The 15689-nt window shown below is 54.2% G+C and carries 16 protein-coding genes; 13 read left to right on the plus strand and 3 right to left on the minus strand.

Annotated features, from left to right (window positions below):
- Positions 1-283 precede the first annotated feature (283 nt).
- The 3 genes from CSTAT_RS04010 (at position 284) to CSTAT_RS04020 (ending at position 3175) form a co-directional block, all read left to right on the plus strand.
- Positions 284-772: a hypothetical protein gene (locus CSTAT_RS04010; RefSeq protein ID WP_075722549.1), complete on the plus strand. Its 489-nt coding sequence runs from the start codon at positions 284-286 to the stop codon at positions 770-772.
- Between the two features lie 401 nt (positions 773-1173).
- Positions 1174-2616 (plus strand): MFS transporter, encoded by a 1443-nt coding sequence (locus tag CSTAT_RS04015; RefSeq protein ID WP_075722550.1) that lies wholly within the window; start codon positions 1174-1176, stop codon positions 2614-2616.
- A gap of 208 nt (positions 2617-2824) precedes the next feature.
- Entirely contained in the window at positions 2825-3175 is a 351-nt protein-coding gene (locus tag CSTAT_RS04020) for a DUF2283 domain-containing protein (RefSeq protein ID WP_075722551.1), read from the plus strand.
- A gap of 154 nt (positions 3176-3329) precedes the next feature.
- Here the strand turns inward: CSTAT_RS04020 and CSTAT_RS04025 are convergent, their stop codons facing one another.
- Complete coding sequence (locus tag CSTAT_RS04025) at positions 3330-3827, minus strand: MarR family winged helix-turn-helix transcriptional regulator (RefSeq protein ID WP_075722552.1); 498 nt, start codon at positions 3825-3827, stop codon at positions 3330-3332.
- A gap of 229 nt (positions 3828-4056) precedes the next feature.
- Here CSTAT_RS04025 and CSTAT_RS04030 point away from each other — a divergent pair, with 229 nt between their 5' ends.
- From CSTAT_RS04030 to CSTAT_RS04050, 5 genes are all read left to right on the plus strand, one after another.
- Positions 4057-4479 (plus strand): hypothetical protein, encoded by a 423-nt coding sequence (locus CSTAT_RS04030; protein WP_075722553.1) that lies wholly within the window; start codon positions 4057-4059, stop codon positions 4477-4479.
- Between the two features lie 56 nt (positions 4480-4535).
- Entirely contained in the window at positions 4536-5558 is a 1023-nt protein-coding gene (gene era / locus CSTAT_RS04035) for a GTPase Era (protein WP_075722554.1), read from the plus strand.
- Positions 5548-6273 (plus strand): DNA repair protein RecO, encoded by a 726-nt coding sequence (gene recO, locus CSTAT_RS04040; RefSeq protein ID WP_075722555.1) that lies wholly within the window; start codon positions 5548-5550, stop codon positions 6271-6273. Before era ends, recO begins: the two co-directional genes overlap by 11 nt.
- 11 nt (positions 6274-6284) lie before the next feature.
- Positions 6285-7037, plus strand: coding sequence for an isoprenyl transferase (locus CSTAT_RS04045; RefSeq protein ID WP_075722556.1), 753 nt, complete (start codon positions 6285-6287; stop codon positions 7035-7037).
- 62 nt (positions 7038-7099) lie between these two features.
- Positions 7100-8185 carry a VIT1/CCC1 transporter family protein gene (locus CSTAT_RS04050; RefSeq protein ID WP_419186549.1) on the plus strand — a complete coding sequence of 362 codons (1086 nt, stop codon included), beginning with the start codon at positions 7100-7102 and terminating at the stop codon, positions 8183-8185.
- 71 nt (positions 8186-8256) lie between these two features.
- Here the strand turns inward: CSTAT_RS04050 and CSTAT_RS04055 are convergent, their stop codons facing one another.
- Positions 8257-8688: a Fur family transcriptional regulator gene (locus CSTAT_RS04055; protein WP_075722558.1), complete on the minus strand. Its 432-nt coding sequence runs from the start codon at positions 8686-8688 to the stop codon at positions 8257-8259.
- 136 nt (positions 8689-8824) lie between these two features.
- Here CSTAT_RS04055 and CSTAT_RS04060 point away from each other — a divergent pair, with 136 nt between their 5' ends.
- The 3 genes from CSTAT_RS04060 to CSTAT_RS04070 all read left to right on the plus strand — a co-directional run bounded on the left by CSTAT_RS04060 (position 8825) and on the right by CSTAT_RS04070 (position 11322).
- Positions 8825-10204, plus strand: coding sequence for a glycine--tRNA ligase (locus CSTAT_RS04060; RefSeq protein WP_075722559.1), 1380 nt, complete (start codon positions 8825-8827; stop codon positions 10202-10204).
- Between the two features lie 102 nt (positions 10205-10306).
- Positions 10307-10819 carry a hypothetical protein gene (locus CSTAT_RS04065; RefSeq protein ID WP_075722560.1) on the plus strand — a complete coding sequence of 171 codons (513 nt, stop codon included), beginning with the start codon at positions 10307-10309 and terminating at the stop codon, positions 10817-10819.
- 11 nt (positions 10820-10830) lie between these two features.
- Entirely contained in the window at positions 10831-11322 is a 492-nt protein-coding gene (locus tag CSTAT_RS04070) for a hypothetical protein (protein ID WP_083640660.1), read from the plus strand.
- Positions 11323-11331: 9 nt separating this feature from the next.
- Here the strand turns inward: CSTAT_RS04070 and CSTAT_RS04075 are convergent, their stop codons facing one another.
- Positions 11332-13341 carry a TPM domain-containing protein gene (locus CSTAT_RS04075; RefSeq protein WP_075722562.1) on the minus strand — a complete coding sequence of 670 codons (2010 nt, stop codon included), beginning with the start codon at positions 13339-13341 and terminating at the stop codon, positions 11332-11334.
- 299 nt (positions 13342-13640) lie between these two features.
- Here CSTAT_RS04075 and CSTAT_RS04080 point away from each other — a divergent pair, with 299 nt between their 5' ends.
- Positions 13641-14270 (plus strand): YdcF family protein, encoded by a 630-nt coding sequence (locus CSTAT_RS04080; protein ID WP_075722563.1) that lies wholly within the window; start codon positions 13641-13643, stop codon positions 14268-14270.
- A gap of 6 nt (positions 14271-14276) precedes the next feature.
- Complete coding sequence (locus CSTAT_RS04085; protein ID WP_075723791.1) at positions 14277-15542, plus strand: deoxyguanosinetriphosphate triphosphohydrolase; 1266 nt, start codon at positions 14277-14279, stop codon at positions 15540-15542.
- Positions 15543-15689 lie beyond the last annotated feature (147 nt).

The following is a 15689-nucleotide window of genomic DNA, read 5'->3' on the forward strand; positions in this document are numbered from 1 at the left end:
TTGCAGGGCGATTGAATCTGAAACAGGGCGAGTTAGTTAGTCGAAAGTAGTGAAAAACTGCGGGAGGCATGCTGTGAATAAGTTTCAATTTAACGGACTCAACATGAAATGCAGGCTTTCCGGAAAGATTAAGACTCTTCTTTTGATTACGTTCGAAATCAGGCAGTGCAATTGAAAAGGCATACGGACTGGACGTAAGGGTAGATTCGATAGTTCAAAATTTTGTCGGGAGGTATAGATAAGCTCATTTTCGTTCCCTATCCCTATCTAAAGAAGGTTCATTATGAAGAGTGAAATTCCTCCTTACGCGCCCAATCCTCCTGTTGTCGGTCCGAATCGGCAATCGAAATCTAAGTCTTGGATGCGCATACTTCCTGTGGCTGCCATAGGTATCGTCATTGGTGCTGTGATGACGTTCACGATCTTTCTAATGGTTGGAAAAGGCGCCGGTGATACCGTGGAGGTGGCCCCTGATACTTCTGACCCAACAGTTGGTCCTACCGAAGCTACTTCAACTTTCCAGTATCCATCGGAGGCTATCGAAGCTCTGAAGCAGGGACGTGAGCCCGAAGACGAAGAAACCTATAAGAAGTTGGTCGCCATTATTTGCCTAGCGTCAGCAAAAGGGTATAGCTCAGAATCAATTGCAAAAGACATCGGCGAAGATCTGCCTTTATTCACCGCGAAAGACGGAGAAGATTTGGTGTTTTACGCAGAAGAAGTTATTTGCCCACAGAATAGTGAGCTGATTCAAGAAATGCTTCAGAACTAAAACCACGGTGTCTGGGCGGTAAGCGTAGGGGCGTATCAAGCCCAAAATTTGTGAAATTTGAGTTTAGATTTAGCGCAATTTCACGAGACTAAGAGAGCATTTCCATACCAAGCTGTCTAGATTCCCTGATTTATATTCATCGGCAATGGTAATACCATTAAATTTTCGCAGAACTCAAGGTCACGTGATTTTTCGGCGTTGTTGCTAGCCAAAGGGCATGTCGACGGAAACCACGGAAGTGGCAAAAAACTCCGGAAAGTTTTGCTTGTCTGGTGAATCAAAATCTGGCGAGGGAATTTTGGGATTCTGTGTTTGAATATCGATGAGCATCTGAGCAGCACAAGTACGTGTTGCCCAGTGCCTTTCTTTATTCACACGCAGGCTAGTAATTGGAGAATCTTATGGCCGCTAATACTAAGGCGAAGGATCGTCGCGTTGCTTTTGCGACGATTGCCGGAACCACAATCGAGTACTACGACTTCTTTATCTACGCTCAGGCAGCAGGCATGGTCTTTTCCACGCTGATGTTTGAGCCACTCGGTTCGGAATTCGGCATGATGTTGTCTTTGGCCACGATTGGTATTAGCTTCCTCTTCCGTCCACTGGGTGCGTTCTTGGCAGGGCACTGGGGTGACCGCTTTGGTCGGCGTGCTGTTCTAGTAGCAACGCTTATTGGCATGGGCGTGTGCACTACGTTGATTGGTTTGCTGCCAACGTACGCACAAATTGGCATCGCAGCACCGATTGCATTGTTGGTACTGCGCCTTATCCAAGGCCTGTGCGCCGGCGGTGAGTGGGGTGGTGCTGCACTTATGGCTGTCGAGCACGCTGCACCACACAAGCGTGGACTTGCTGGCACGTACCCACAGATGGGCGTTTCGCTTGGCATGCTGCTGGCCACCGGTGTATTCGCGCTGATGACCGGTGTTATCTCACCTGGCGATGCCTTCTTGGAGTGGGGCTGGCGCGTTCCCTTTATCTTGAGCTTCGTTCTCGTGCTGCTTGGCCACTTCATTCGCCGTTCGGTGGATGAGACCCCGATTTACCAGGACATCGCCGAGCGCAAGCAGCAGACCAAGGCGCCTGTCGCGGTGCTGTTCAAGAAGCACTGGGCTTTGATAATCTGCGCAGCCGTGCTTTTCGCAGGCACCAATGCATCGGGCTACATCGCCACAGGCGGCTTCGTCACCGCGTACACCACCAACCCCGATGGACCGATCGCTTTCGACCGCACCACCGCGATGTTGTGCATCAGCTCCGCAGCAGGCGTGTGGTTCCTGACCACGCTAATCAGCGGCATTGTCTCTGACTACTTCGGCCGCCGCAACACCTACTTATTCGGCTACATCTGGCTGATTGTCTTCGCGTTCCCAATGTTCGCCTTGGTGAACACCGCAGAGCCACTCAAGGTAGCGGCTGGTTTGAGCCTCTTCGCAGTCGGTCTGGGCTTCTCGTTTGGCCCACAGGCAGCCTGGTACACCGAGCTATTCCCAGCCAACATTCGCTTCTCTGGCGTGTCTATTTCTTATGGCATCGGCACGGTCATTGGTGGTGCTTTCGCACCGACCATTGGCCAAGGTCTGCTGGAGGCTACCGGTTCGACCAACGGCATTGCCGTGTACATCATCGTTATGTCGGCACTGTCTTGCTTCGCCGCGCTGCTGCTTCACGATGTCCCACGTCGCGCCCTCGGCATTGACCACCAGGAGGAGCAGGAGCACTATGCGCGCCTGCGCCTGGGTAAGACCGAGCCTTACACCGCTGCTCCGCAGCTTGTCGATGCCCACGCGGATAGCCAAGCAGCTCCCGCTAACCCAGATGACCTGGAGCGAGTAACAACTTAAAAACCGATGAGACCGATGAGAAAGTCTCTCCAGAGATAAATCCTCCGGATACTTGCCACTAACTGGCTGGTGTCCGGAGGATTCTTTTGCCTTAGTGGAACTTATCGCTGCTCACAACGGTCTAAGTAGTTCGTAGCTATTAGCTACCGAACAAAGTAAGTTGTGCCATTTTGGCGGAAAATATAACCAAGATGATTGGGAGAGACACGTGAATACGCAGGAAACCAAGCCTTTTGATATTGAGACGGCCTATATCAAGGTCAACGACAACTATGTCGAGTACTCAGTTGCCATCAATGAGAACGTGATTGCGGAGCTGGACGATGAAGACATGTTAGTTGGCGTGAAACTACTTTCGGTGAAAGAGATCCCTTCGGTTGAGGAAATTGAGTCACACGTAGATATCAATTGGGGCGATGAGGAAACTCTGGAGCGTGGTCTATGGAGGGTTGGCTTTTGCATCAGACTGCAAAAAGCCGTGGCCTTAGCCCAAGAGATTAACAATTCTCCACCTCCAAATAATGCCGGGGAAGACTTTGTGAACATAATTCATGTTTAGCTAAAGACAAAGCTTTTTGGCTGGTCCCAAGCGAATTTCAACATCGCCTCAGATCTATACGTAGGCGCTGGGAGCGGCGGAATGGACGTGAAAGCTTGGGGGTACCGCGATAGCGCGGGAATCCTGTAGCCGACCAGAATTCTTTGGAATCAGGCTACCGGCGTCGATAGAGAGGAGAGGAAGCCAGCATGCGCTGGTCGGGGTCAAGTCGGGAAAGCAGCTTGGCGGAGATGTTTGCGAGCTGGTCAATTTCTTCAGGCTCGAGGGCATCGGTTACAAGCCGGCGGACTTCGGTGACATGCCCAGGCGCGGAGGCGACAACTTTGTCCCAACCGGAATCAGTGAGAGTAACCTCGGTGGCACGGCGGTCGCTTGTGCAAGGAGCGCGGGTGATGAACTCGCGGCTTTCTAGCTTTGTGAGTACGCGGGAGAGCCGGGGGAGCGAGGCGTTGGTGCGTGCGGCGAGTTCGCTGGTGAGTAATTTTCGGCCCGAAGTTTCAGACAGCACTGACAAGCAGAAGTACTCAAAGTGGGTGAGGCCGGTGTCTTTGTTGAGCTGAGTATCAAGCGCGGAGGGGAGCAACTCCAGCACAGCTGCGAAGCGCACCCATGCTTCTTGCTCGCGTTGTGAAAGCCAACGTGTCTCGTCCATAACGTCAGTTTAATGTAAGTGGTTGCACCTTTAAGCGAGATTCCTAGCAGTTAGTCCGAAGGTGCCTGTGCGCGGGGCTTTTCGTCGACTACGACGCGAAGAAGAATTAAATAGATGCTCAAAATGCGTGACAGGGGGTGCATGAAGCTCGTATCATCAAGACCTAGAACAAGTTAGGGTCTACTTAGTACGGGCTTTGAGATTGCTACATTCGCAGAAAGGTTAGCTCATGGCAAAGAATACGTTGCTGCACCGAATTGAAGCGAGGCTGCGGCTGATTACTGCCAGTGAGTTTCACGCCTGCATTCATGATGAAGCTTTCCGTGCGCGGTTTCTGGGCACGCACGAATGGAGTCCACATACCCCGGTTATTCCGGCGCTGTGGAATACCACGGTCGATGATCTGTGCGAGCACATCGAATGGCACTGCCCGGAAGATAATGACTTCCTGGCGGTACCGGTGCTGCTGAAAGACCCAGTGAAGCTGGCGTGCATCCTGGTCACAGATATCTTTGATGTCTTCGACCCAGGTATGACCATGGATGAAGTCTGTGATGCTTTGGCCAAGACCTCCGACTGGGCTTTTGCTAAAGAAATAGACGTGCCAGTGCAAAATGAGCTGGAAATAAACCGCTTGTTGGACTTGGTCTAATTAGCTAATGTGTCAAAAGTAGGGGATTGGGCAATTTCGGACTAAGATGCAGGTCAATGAATAACTCACCAGAAGACCCATTTGAGGCGGCCATCGCTGGCGCAGGCAATGCTGGCGCAGACGATGACGGCGCTGAAGCAACGGCTGATTACAGCCAGTACACCAACACCCCGGAGGGCTTTCGCTCCGGTTTCGTGAGCTTCGTCGGTAGGCCAAACACCGGCAAGTCTACGTTGACGAATGCACTGGTTGGTCAAAAGATTGCGATTACCGCTGACCAGCCAGAAACTACCCGTCACCCGATTCGCGGTTTGGTGCACCGGGAAGATGCGCAGATCATCGTTGTCGACACCCCGGGTCTACACCGCCCGCGCACGCTGCTGGGTGAGCGCCTCAATGAAATCGTCAAGGAAACCTACCAAGACGTTGACGTGATTGGTCTGACCATTCCTGCTGATGAAAAGATCGGCCCTGGTGACCGCTGGATTTTAGAAAACGTGCGGGAAATTGCGCCGAAGACGCCGATTATTGGCATCGTGACCAAGCTGGATAGGGCATCGAAAGACGAAGTCGGCGCGCAGCTTTTAGCCTTGCATGAGCTTTTGTCGGAGAAAGACCCAGAAGCGGTAGTTATTCCGGTCTCTGCCACCGAAAACGTGCAGATTGATACGCTCATCGAGGTGCTCACGGAAGCCTTGCCTGAAGGCCCGAAGTTCTACCCTGATGATCACATCACCGATGATGACAACAACAAGCGCATCGCTGAGCTCATCCGTGAAGCTGCACTCTCAGGGCTCAAAGACGAGCTCCCACACTCCGTTGCAGTCGAAGTCGATGAGATTTTGCCTTCACAAGAGCGCGAAGGTGTACTCGATGTGCACGCTATTGTCTACGTCGAACGCCCCGGACAGAAGAAGATCCTGGAGGGCAAAGATGGACGGCGTCTGCGTCGCATCGTTAGCAATGCGCGCAAGGAAATCATCCAGTTGCTGGGCCAAAACGTCTTCCTTGATTTGCGCATCAAGGTCTTAAAAAACTGGCAATCTGATCCGAAGTCATTGGGGCGCCTTGGCTTCTAGACCCTCTTTTCGCGACCGTGCGGTAGTAATTCGCAGCTATGACTTCGGTGAGGCTGACCGCGTCATCGTGTTGCTGACTAAGCATCATGGCTTAGTCCGCGCGGTAGCAAAAGGTGTACGGCGCGCGAAATCGCGCTTTGGCTCGCGACTGCAGCTTTTCGTCAACTTAGACGTCCAGCTCTACTCCGGCCGCAACCTGGCCACTATCACCCAAGCCGACACCATTGATTACTTCGGTGCACAGCTTATCGATGACTACGATAAATACACTGCTGCGTGCGTCATGTTAGAAGCCGCCGAACGCCTGAGCCTCGATGATGATCCGTTCCTCTACGAGCTGGTCATCGACACGCTTAAAGACCTGCAAGATACGAAGCGCCCCATGCTGGTGCTTGATACTTTCTTGCTGCTGGCGATGGAACATGCCGGCTGGGCACCAAGTCTTTTTAACTGTGCCCAATGCGGCGCGCCGGGACCGCACCACGCTTTCCACCCGGCTATCGGTGGGGCATCCTGCGGTAATTGCCGCCCACCGGGGGCTGCCGAAGTAGACCCAGAGACCCTGCACATCATGTGGCTGATTTCGCATGGGCATGAGTCCAATGCCACCGTGGCGCAGGCTGGCGAGGCACATCAGCTCATACGCGCGCACCTGCAGTGGCACCTAGAACGCAAAGTCAATGCCCTGTCCGTGATGGATCAGGAATTGCAGTAAGCTAATTAATCGTGATTACCCCAGATCCCAACCGCGTTTTACACCCGCCAGAAATTCCTACGGAATTTCTCCCAAGACATATCGCCATGGTCATGGATGGCAATGGCCGGTGGGCACAAGAGCGCGGCATGAAGCGCACCGAAGGCCACAAACGTGGGGAAGCAGTGCTTCTCGATGTCGTCGATGCCTGCCTGGCTCTGGGCGTTCCTTATCTTTCGGCCTATGCCTTCTCCACGGAAAATTGGCGTCGCTCACCCGATGAGGTGCGCTTTCTCATGGGCTTTAACCGCGACGTGTTGCGCCGGCAGCGCGAGTGGTTGCATGAGCGCGGCGTGCGCGTGGTCTGGGTTGGCCGTCGCCCGCGGCTGTGGCGCTCTGTCATTAAAGAGCTAGAAGCTGCTGAAGAGCTAACGAAAGACAACACACGCATGACGCTAGCGATGTGCGTTAACTACGGAGGCCGCGCCGAAATTGCCGATGCCTTCAAGAAGATGAGCGAAGACGTTCAAAACGGCACGCTCAATGCGGCTACTGTGACCGAGAAAACCATCTCACAGTACATGTATGACCCGACCATGCCGGATGTAGATTTATTCCTGCGCCCCTCGGGGGAAAAGCGCACGTCAAACTTCCTTGTGTGGCAGTCAGCCTATGCAGAAATGGTTTATCAAGATAAGCTATTTCCTGATTTCACTCCAGAAGACCTTTTCGCAGCCGTGGAAGAATACGCGCGCCGCGATCGTCGTTTTGGAGGAACCAAGTAGCTCAGGGAGCTACTAAATTTTCGCACTAGGTAGGTAGGGAAAGCGCGACAAGGATGGAAACCATGGAGCAGCCAACTCGCCAGCAGATAGCCCGCTGGCGGAAGTATCTGGCTAATGAGCGCGCTGAAGCCGCGGTCTATCGTGAACTTGCCCGGAAGAAGAAGGGCGAAGAGCGCAATATTTTGCTCAAGTTAGCCGATGCCGAATCCCGCCACGAACAGTACTGGCAGGAAAAGCTCGGCGAATATGTTGGCATGCCGCAAAAGCCCGATTTGAACACCCAGTTTATGGGCTGGATGGCCAAGAACTTCGGTTCCGTATTTACCTTGGCGCTCATGCAGTCGGCGGAAAGCCGCACACCGTATCTAGACGATGAAGATGCCAGTGAGCAACTAGCTGCCGATGAACGCGTGCACGCCGAAGTCGTTCGCGGTCTGGCAATTCAGGGCCGGGAGAAAATCTCCGGTAACTTCCGCGCCGCAGTCTTTGGCGCAAACGATGGTCTGGTCTCAAACCTTGCCCTGGTCATTGGCGTGATGGGCTCTGGTGCTCCGACGTCGACCTTGCTGCTAACCGGTGTCTCTGGTCTTTTGGCTGGCGCTTTGTCGATGGCCGCGGGCGAATATGTCTCCGTGAAGTCCCAAGGCGAGCTGCTCGAAGCTTCGCGCCCTGCGGCACCGGCGACGCAACTGGCAGGGGAGTTAGATGTTGATGCCAATGAGCTTGCGCTAATTTACCGTGCCCGCGGCATGAGCCATGATGAGGCCGAAGCCAAGGCACAAACCGTCTTCCACGCACTGCAAGAACACACCGCGGCTGCCGATGCCTCTAGCCATGCCCACGCTGAGCCCGCCGTGGAAGAAGAAAAATCCCACGGCATTATTGGCGAAGCTTGGTCTGCGGCGCTGTCGAGTTTCTGCTTCTTTGCCACCGGCGCGCTGATTCCGATCATTCCGTTTATCTTCGGCATGGACGTTCTACCAGGTGCTATCGTTGCCATAGTGCTGGTATCGCTCGCGCTGATGACAACGGGTGGAATAACCGGTCTAATTTCCGGCAAGCCACCACTATTGCGTGCTCTACGTCAGCTGGCTATCGGCCTCGGCGCCGCGGGTATTACTTACCTTCTTGGTCTTCTCTTTGCATAAAAAGTCCGCCTGACGCTCACTGTGCGCAGCCATACTTTTTACAAACAAGATTTCCTATTTGGGAAAATTGCTTATTGGGAATTTTCCCGGCATTTGGAACAAATACCAAAGACTTCGGCGTCGTGGCCAGTGAGCTGGAAACCGTAGGTGTCGGCGACTTGCCGGGCCCACTTTTCAATCAGACCGCCATCGATTTCTTCGGTGCGCCCGCACTTGGTGCATACCAGGTGATGGTGGTGCGCCTCGGATTCGCAGTGGCGGTATAAAACCTCGCCGGTCGGGGAGTGCAGTGCATCAACGGCGCCGATATCAACCAGTGACTGCAAGGTGCGGTACACGGTTGTGAGACCGACCTTGGCGTTGCGGTCTTGGAGCGCAGTATGAATTTCTTTGGCCGATTGGAAACGGTCAATTTCCTGCATAACTTCAACAACTGCAGTGCGCTGTTTCGTGGTACGCATACCAAGCTTTGGGGTGTGTGAGCTTGAGGAATGAACGGTCATGAATCTGAGTTTAGCAACTTAGTTGCCGTGACATATAAGAACCAATTCAACCCCATCGGGCGCGGATTTCTTTCACAAGATAGAATGACGTGATTAGAACCATCGGCTGTCCCCTACCAGAGGAGTCTTAATTATTATGGCGTCAGTGATTGATTCTGTCGTAAATCTTTGTAAGCGTCGTGGCCTGGTGTATCAGGCTGGCGAGATCTACGGCGGATCGCGCTCGGCCTGGGACTACGGTCCCCTGGGTGTAGAACTCAAGGAAAACATCAAGCGCCAGTGGTGGCGTCACATGGTGCAATCCCGTGATGACGTCGTCGGTATTGATTCTTCCATCATCCAGCCTACCCAGACCTGGATTTCTTCCGGTCACGTCGAAGTCTTCACCGATCCTTTGGTGGAGTCCTTGCACACCCACAAGCGCTACCGCGCTGACCACCTGCTGGAGGCTTACGAAGAAAAGCACGGCCACCCACCAGCAAACGGTCTGGCAGATATCAATGACCCAGAAACCGGTCAGCCAGGCAAATGGTCGGAGCCAAAGGCATTCTCCGGTCTGCTGAAGACCTTCCTTGGTCCAGTCGATGATGAAGAGGGCTTGCACTACCTGCGTCCGGAAACCGCACAGGGTATCTTCGTCAACTTCAAAAACGTTATGACCTCGGCGCGTATGAAGCCACCGTTTGGTATCGCCAATATCGGTAAGTCTTTCCGTAATGAAATTACCCCAGGTAACTTCATCTTCCGTACGCGTGAGTTTGAGCAGATGGAGATGGAATTCTTCGTCAAGCCAGGCGAGGATGAGGACTGGCACCAGTACTGGATCGACAACCGACTGCAGTGGTACGTCGACCTAGGTGTTAACCCAGACAACCTGCGTCTGTACGAGCACCCACAGGAAAAGCTTTCGCACTACTCCAAGCGCACGGTGGACGTGGAGTACGCATTTGGCTTCCAGGGCTCTAAGTGGGGTGAGCTGGAAGGCGTTGCTAACCGTACTGACTACGACCTGCGCGTGCACTCTGAGCACTCCGGTGAAGACCTTTCCTACTTTGACCAGACCACCGAAGAACGCTGGATTCCATACGTTATCGAGCCAGCTGCCGGCCTGGGCCGTTCCATGATGGCATTCTTGGTTGATGCTTATACCGAGGAAGAAGTTCCCAACGCCAAGGGTGGCACTGACACCCGCGTCGTGTTGAAGCTGGACCGTCGTCTGTCGCCTGTTAAGGTTGCGGTTCTGCCACTATCGAAGAAGGAAGAGCTGTCCACCCCAGCAAAGGCTTTGGCCGATAAGCTGCGTGGCCTGTGGAACGTTGACTACGACGTCTCCGGTGCGATTGGTCGTCGTTACCGTCGCCAGGATGAAATCGGTACGCCATTTTGCGTGACCTATGACTTTGATTCACTCGAAGACAATGCGGTTACCGTACGTGAGCGCGATTCCATGGAGCAGGAGCGCGTCAAGATTGATGAGCTCGAAACCTACCTAGCTGCGCGTCTCGCAGGCTGCTAAGTTAAATCTTCTGCCTTGCGGCATGCGGGTTTAGCCTGCGAACATGACACTTTAATGCGGTGACTACCCGAAAGGGTGGTCACCGCATTAGACTCTTAAAGCATGAAATACACCAGTTGGGATAGAAGTGACCGTGACAACCCGAAGCTATTAGTAGAAGAGGGCCCAGAAGCACTCGGTACATTTTCATCTGGCTCCGCGGATATCGACGGTGATTTCTGGCGATTGAGCGTGGATAAGAAGCTGGGGGCTTCTGCCACAACCTCAGATGATCGTGTCTTTCGCATCTCTGGTGATTTAAGCAAAGACAAGAAACTGGACGTCTCTTTAGACGGGCGCACCTTTACCATCGTCAATGAGAATTCCAATGACTGGATCATTGATGATGTCAACGAGAACTTCGTCGCGCAATTTTCAGGCCGAAACAACGGTGTGCGCAAGGTCAACTTGGAATTCATGCACGAAGGCAAGATTGAACTCTCCACGGAAGAAATCGCAGCCTTGTCCTGGTTCGCGCGGTTAATTCTGGAAAATCGCTTGCAGAAATCTTCGGTTGCGATGATTGCTACCTTGGTTCTTGCTTCTGCGGTCGCGGTGGTGGCATTCCTGCTTTAAGCTATGCAATTGTGGCTAATAGAGCAGGGATTTTCAATACCCGCATTGACCTCAGCAGTGAGGTCTGGCGGTGGAAAGACAATGTCTTAACAGATTCAGGTGATCACGTTTTAGCGCGCGTGCGCGCTGATGTGATCTCGGCGGGGCACCAGAATCTGCTCATTGAGCACAATATTGGTGCACCACGCTTTCGCCTGCGGGCTACCTCATCAAAGGGCAATTTGTACACGATGGGGCAGTTGTCGTTTACGGTCAACGTGCTCAACGCGGATTGTGACCATGAGCGCTATAAACTACAGCGGGTAAACCCGTTTCGCCGCGAGCGCGTAATTTCTAATGAGCAAGGCTCTGTTTTGCGCACCCGACCGCGCAGCGACGGCTCAGTCACGGTAACTGCGGCAGACGAAAGCGCCGAGGAAATCCCTTTCTTCGACGCTGTATTCTTGTCCTATGGATGCGTGTTAATCGATGGCCCAGGCTTGAAAGAAAATATCCGAATCTAAGAAACTTAGTTAGAAGGAACCACCGCGGAAGCCACCACCACCGCCACCGGAGAAGCCGCCGCCTCCACCGCCGAAGCCTCCTCCGAATCCGCCCCCGAATCCACCACCACCACGGCCACCGCCAAGGATTTGGCCAATGACCATGCCGGTGACAATATTGCCGGCCATATTTCCGGTTTGCTGGCGTTGTTGCGCGCGGCGATGGTTGTTGTAATCATCGCGTGCTCGGTCCGCGGCAATCTTTGCGGCATTAGTTGATTGACGCGCATAGTCAATGGCTTGACGAATATCGCGGTCACGGGCGTGGAGGGCTTGGGCGTGGAGATGCTTGGCATCGGCAAGTGCGGTGCGTGCACCCGATCCTACAATGCGTCCGCGCGAAGAAATAACATCTTCCGCTGCCTGGATCTGCGTAGCCGCGGCCTGAATTTGCTTAGCAAATTGCTCTAACTGGCGCGCGTGGGTCGAGGTTATCTCACGGACCGTATCCAGCTGCTCATCGAGCTCGGTATCAATAGTAATCAACGCCGTGTGCTGTCCCAGCGGATCCTGGGTACCTTCCTGCTTCGCGGTGTTCACGGCCTGCTGGGCGCGCGCGACCACCTCATCGAGAGCGTCCCAGTTAGCATCGGTGCCCTGAGAGCGGCCCTGTGCCTTAATTTGCGCAGCCTCAGCGATTTCCCCTTCCACCTCGGCAATCAACGCCGGCAAGGCCGCTTGGGCCTGGGAGATATTGCTGCGGGCATTTTCCACGCCCTGTAGGTTGCGATCAGAAATTTCAAGCGCATGCTCGGCATCGCGGATAAAGCCGACCACCGCGCCCTGCTCGCCGGCTGGACGCGCCGCAATCTCACGTGCGGAGTCCAAAGACTTTTCCGCTTCATTCAACGCTGCTGCGGCCAGCTGCGTATTATCCGCCACCGATTGCAACATCTGTTCGTTGAACTCTGCCTGCAACCCTTCCCAGGTTTGTTCTGCTTTCGGCAACCGCGCGCGGACATCGATAGTGCGCTGAGTCAGCTCATCTAACTTGGAATCGGCATTGATCAACAGATTGCGCATCTCCGCGAATTCTTCTGCCTGCGCATCGAGGGCATCATCCGCCTGACCACACGAAGAGATAATTTCCACCAGCATCTCCCGGCGCTGCTCGGGCGTTTCGGGAATAGAGTCATCGAGGCGCTGACGGATGCTAAAAGCTTTTTGCAACGTGTTGGTGGAGTGATTCATCGCGCGCGTAAAAGCTCGCGTGCGTTCTGGGCCGAACTCAGCGGTAGCAATGTCTAATTCTTCCTTGCCTCGGCGAATAGATTCATCAGTGCTAACCAACTCTTCCTGCGCCAGCGCGTCTAGGGTCTCCAGATCCAAAGAATTCAACCGGCGAATATCGGTCGGTGCGATCTCGCGGGCATCTTCTAAGACCGCTGCCGATTCCTTCTTCGTTCGCTTCCGCGTATAAGCCCAAATACCGCCGCCGGCAACTACCGCAGCACCGCCGGCCCCGGCGAGCCACGCGCCGCTATTACCGCCAGCACCACCGGTGCCTAATGCGGCATCCATGAGCGCATTCGCGGAACCAGCCCAGTCATCGGTGGCCAAAGGCCCGTAGGCTGCGTCATACATTTCATCAAGCTTGCCCTGCGGCCACTGGTCACCAGTCTGCACGCCCATCGTCCGGCCTTCTACATCTACGACATAGGCGGCAGAATTCGGCCCCTTTTCGTTAACTAGCGCGCTCGCGTAATCTTCCGCACTCATCCCGTCAAAGCCATTACTAAAGACGATGTGAACCATCAACTGTTGCTCTTGCTGCAGCTGCGTAATCTTCTCCGTCAGCTCCTGCTCTTCAGCAGCGCTGAGCACACCCGCGGTATCAGTTACGCGCTCAGAAACAGCAGTTGGTGCCTGCGCTATAACCTCAGCACTAGCCGCAAAGGCAGGAGCAGCAACCCCACAGCCTAGGGCAGTGGCAAATAAACCGGTACACAGGAGATGGCCAATACGCACTCGCTTGTTCATAACTGCCAATCCTACCGTCGTGTGCCGCTGCCTGTGGAAAGACAGAGTTCTAATTGCTATTTCGGTAGTACCGCGACGCGTTGGCCTACCGAGCAGCATGGAATCCACGGCGCTTGTATTGATAAAGCATCTCGCCTTCCCAAAAACCGAACCCCATCTGTTTCGCGCTAGGCTTTAGCCTCTGCCCACGTGCATCGAAGTAGGCAACAGGCTAGGGGATAGCTGCAGAACTTAAAGGCCTCTAAAGCAAATCCACTTCAGTGAACTTTATCGAGGCATAGCACGTAGTCTTGGTTCCTATGGACATGGCGATAGTTATCTTGGGTGCCTCGCAATACGATGGCCGCGCATCGAAGGTGCTTGCCGCGCGCTTGGATGAGGCCTTGGCCATAGCGGGGGAGTACCCGGGCAAAAACGTGCATTTTTATACCCTCGGCGCCAATATGCCAGGCGATAGGTTCACTGAAGCCCAAGTCGCTAAGACCTATCTCCACAACCGCAACGTGGACGAGACCCGTGTGCATGCCATCCCCAAGGGCAATGACACACTCGGTTCCTTGGAGGCAGTTCTAAAAGAGCACGCCATGCTTTTGGATACCCCCTCGTACCTCATCACCGACCCCCTGCACACGGTGCGCGCGAAGCTCATTGCCAGGCAGCTAGGCTGGACACCCAAGGTTAAAGGCGCGCGCACGTGTCCTTATTCCTTCCCACAAAAAGAATGGTGGGGCGGGCTGGCACATGAGGCCGGCGGACTCATTGTCGCTATCCTTACCGGGCTCTTGGGCAAGACAGCAGGGGAGAAGATCCGGGGGCTGCTCTATAACGTCGAAGCGCTTATTCGCCCGCGGTTTAAAACCCGCCACGGTTTGATTCGCAAGAACTCATCGAACAATACAGACACTAGCAGCGATAACGACATAGAATGAATGGCAATGTATTTCTACAACGCTGCTGATACCGCCCGGATTTTTGATGAATCGCCCAAGGGGTCTACTTTTGCGTCTTCAGAAGCCGATCAGCGTGGCGCCTTTTCCCGTGACCGCGCCCGCGTGCTGCACTCGGCGGCACTGCGCCGGTTGGCCGATAAGACTCAGGTCGTCGGCCCCCACGATGGCGATACCCCACGCACCCGCCTTACGCACTCTTTAGAAGTCGCCCAAATCTCCCGCGGCATTGGCGAGGGGCTAGGTCTTAACGCCGACCTGTGCGAGATGGCCGGGCTTACCCACGATATTGGTCATCCACCCTATGGCCACAATGGCGAAAATGCGCTTAATGAAGTCGCCACCGAATGCGGCGGCTTTGAAGGCAACGCACAAACCTTGCGCATTCTCACCCGCCTGGAGCCGAAGATCATCGATGATGAGGGGAACTCCGTGGGCCTTAATCTCACCCGCGCAGCTCTCGATGCCGCCTGCAAGTACCCCAAAGCCAAGACGAACGCGGATGGCAGCATCAACCGCAAATACGGCGCCTACGATGAAGACGCGCATATCCTTGACTGGCTGCGCGAGGGCCACGTGGATGATAAACCGTCGATGGAAGCGCAAACCATGGACTGGTCCGACGACATTGCTTATTCCGTCCACGATGTGGAAGACGGCATTGTCTCCGGACGTATCTCGCTTAATGTGCTGTGGGATCTAGTCGAACTAGCCAACCTCGCAGACAAAGGGGCGAAAGCGTTCGGTGGCACAGCAGAAGAGCTTCTCGATGCCGCCGATTCCCTCCGCCAACTTCCCATCGTCTCTCACCACACGTTTGATTACACCTTAAAAAGCTACGTGGAGTTAAAGAAGATGACCTCGGAATTAGTTGGCCGCTACGTTGGCGCAACTATTTCTGCAACCAAAGACTCCAGCGACATGCTAGGCCGTCAACACGGCAAACTCGTCATCCCCCCAGCAGCAGAGGCCGAAGTACGCCTTCTCAAAACCATCGCAGTGCTCTACGTCATGGACACACCGGTACACCTGCGCCGCCAAGACCGTCAGCGCGAGCGTATCTACCGCGTGTTTGATTACCTCACCGCGGGCGCGCCGGGCACCTTAGACCCGATTTTTCGTATGTGGTGGGAACAAGCCAACACTCCCGCTGAGCGCCAGCGCGTGATTGTCGATCAAATTGCCTCGATGACCGAATCCCGCCTCGAGCGCATCGCGCGTTCTTCGGCAGAATTCTCGGGCTACCTCGGTTAGCGCACGCTGGTTCTCTTGCAAGAGCATTAGCGCTAAGTTGATTCGTCGTTGGATTAGTGACCGACAATCTATTCATTAAGACGAAACGAATGAATCCGAGTTAAAAAGTTTCGACGTATAGGGAATGAACTCTTATAGTGGCGTATT

The sequence above is a fragment of the Corynebacterium stationis genome (genome assembly GCF_001941345.1).
Taxonomy (GTDB): domain Bacteria; phylum Actinomycetota; class Actinomycetes; order Mycobacteriales; family Mycobacteriaceae; genus Corynebacterium; species Corynebacterium stationis.

What these genes read in the sequence shown, in the direction of transcription:
- CSTAT_RS04010 (WP_075722549.1), top strand. Translation starts at nt 284, where the DNA reads ATGAAGAGTGAAATTCCTCCTTACGCGCCCAATCCTCCTGTTGTCGGT.
- CSTAT_RS04015 (WP_075722550.1), top strand. Translation starts at nt 1,174, where the DNA reads ATGGCCGCTAATACTAAGGCGAAGGATCGTCGCGTTGCTTTTGCGACG.
- CSTAT_RS04025 (WP_075722552.1), bottom strand. Translation starts at nt 3,827, where the DNA reads ATGGACGAGACACGTTGGCTTTCACAACGCGAGCAAGAAGCATGGGTG.
- CSTAT_RS04030 (WP_075722553.1), top strand. Translation starts at nt 4,057, where the DNA reads ATGGCAAAGAATACGTTGCTGCACCGAATTGAAGCGAGGCTGCGGCTG.
- era (WP_075722554.1), top strand. Translation starts at nt 4,536, where the DNA reads ATGAATAACTCACCAGAAGACCCATTTGAGGCGGCCATCGCTGGCGCA.
- CSTAT_RS04050 (WP_419186549.1), top strand. Translation starts at nt 7,100, where the DNA reads ATGGAGCAGCCAACTCGCCAGCAGATAGCCCGCTGGCGGAAGTATCTG.
- CSTAT_RS04055 (WP_075722558.1), bottom strand. Translation starts at nt 8,688, where the DNA reads ATGACCGTTCATTCCTCAAGCTCACACACCCCAAAGCTTGGTATGCGT.
- CSTAT_RS04060 (WP_075722559.1), top strand. Translation starts at nt 8,825, where the DNA reads ATGGCGTCAGTGATTGATTCTGTCGTAAATCTTTGTAAGCGTCGTGGC.
- CSTAT_RS04065 (WP_075722560.1), top strand. Translation starts at nt 10,307, where the DNA reads ATGAAATACACCAGTTGGGATAGAAGTGACCGTGACAACCCGAAGCTA.
- CSTAT_RS04075 (WP_075722562.1), bottom strand. Translation starts at nt 13,341, where the DNA reads ATGAACAAGCGAGTGCGTATTGGCCATCTCCTGTGTACCGGTTTATTT.
- CSTAT_RS04080 (WP_075722563.1), top strand. Translation starts at nt 13,641, where the DNA reads ATGGACATGGCGATAGTTATCTTGGGTGCCTCGCAATACGATGGCCGC.
- CSTAT_RS04085 (WP_075723791.1), top strand. Translation starts at nt 14,277, where the DNA reads ATGTATTTCTACAACGCTGCTGATACCGCCCGGATTTTTGATGAATCG.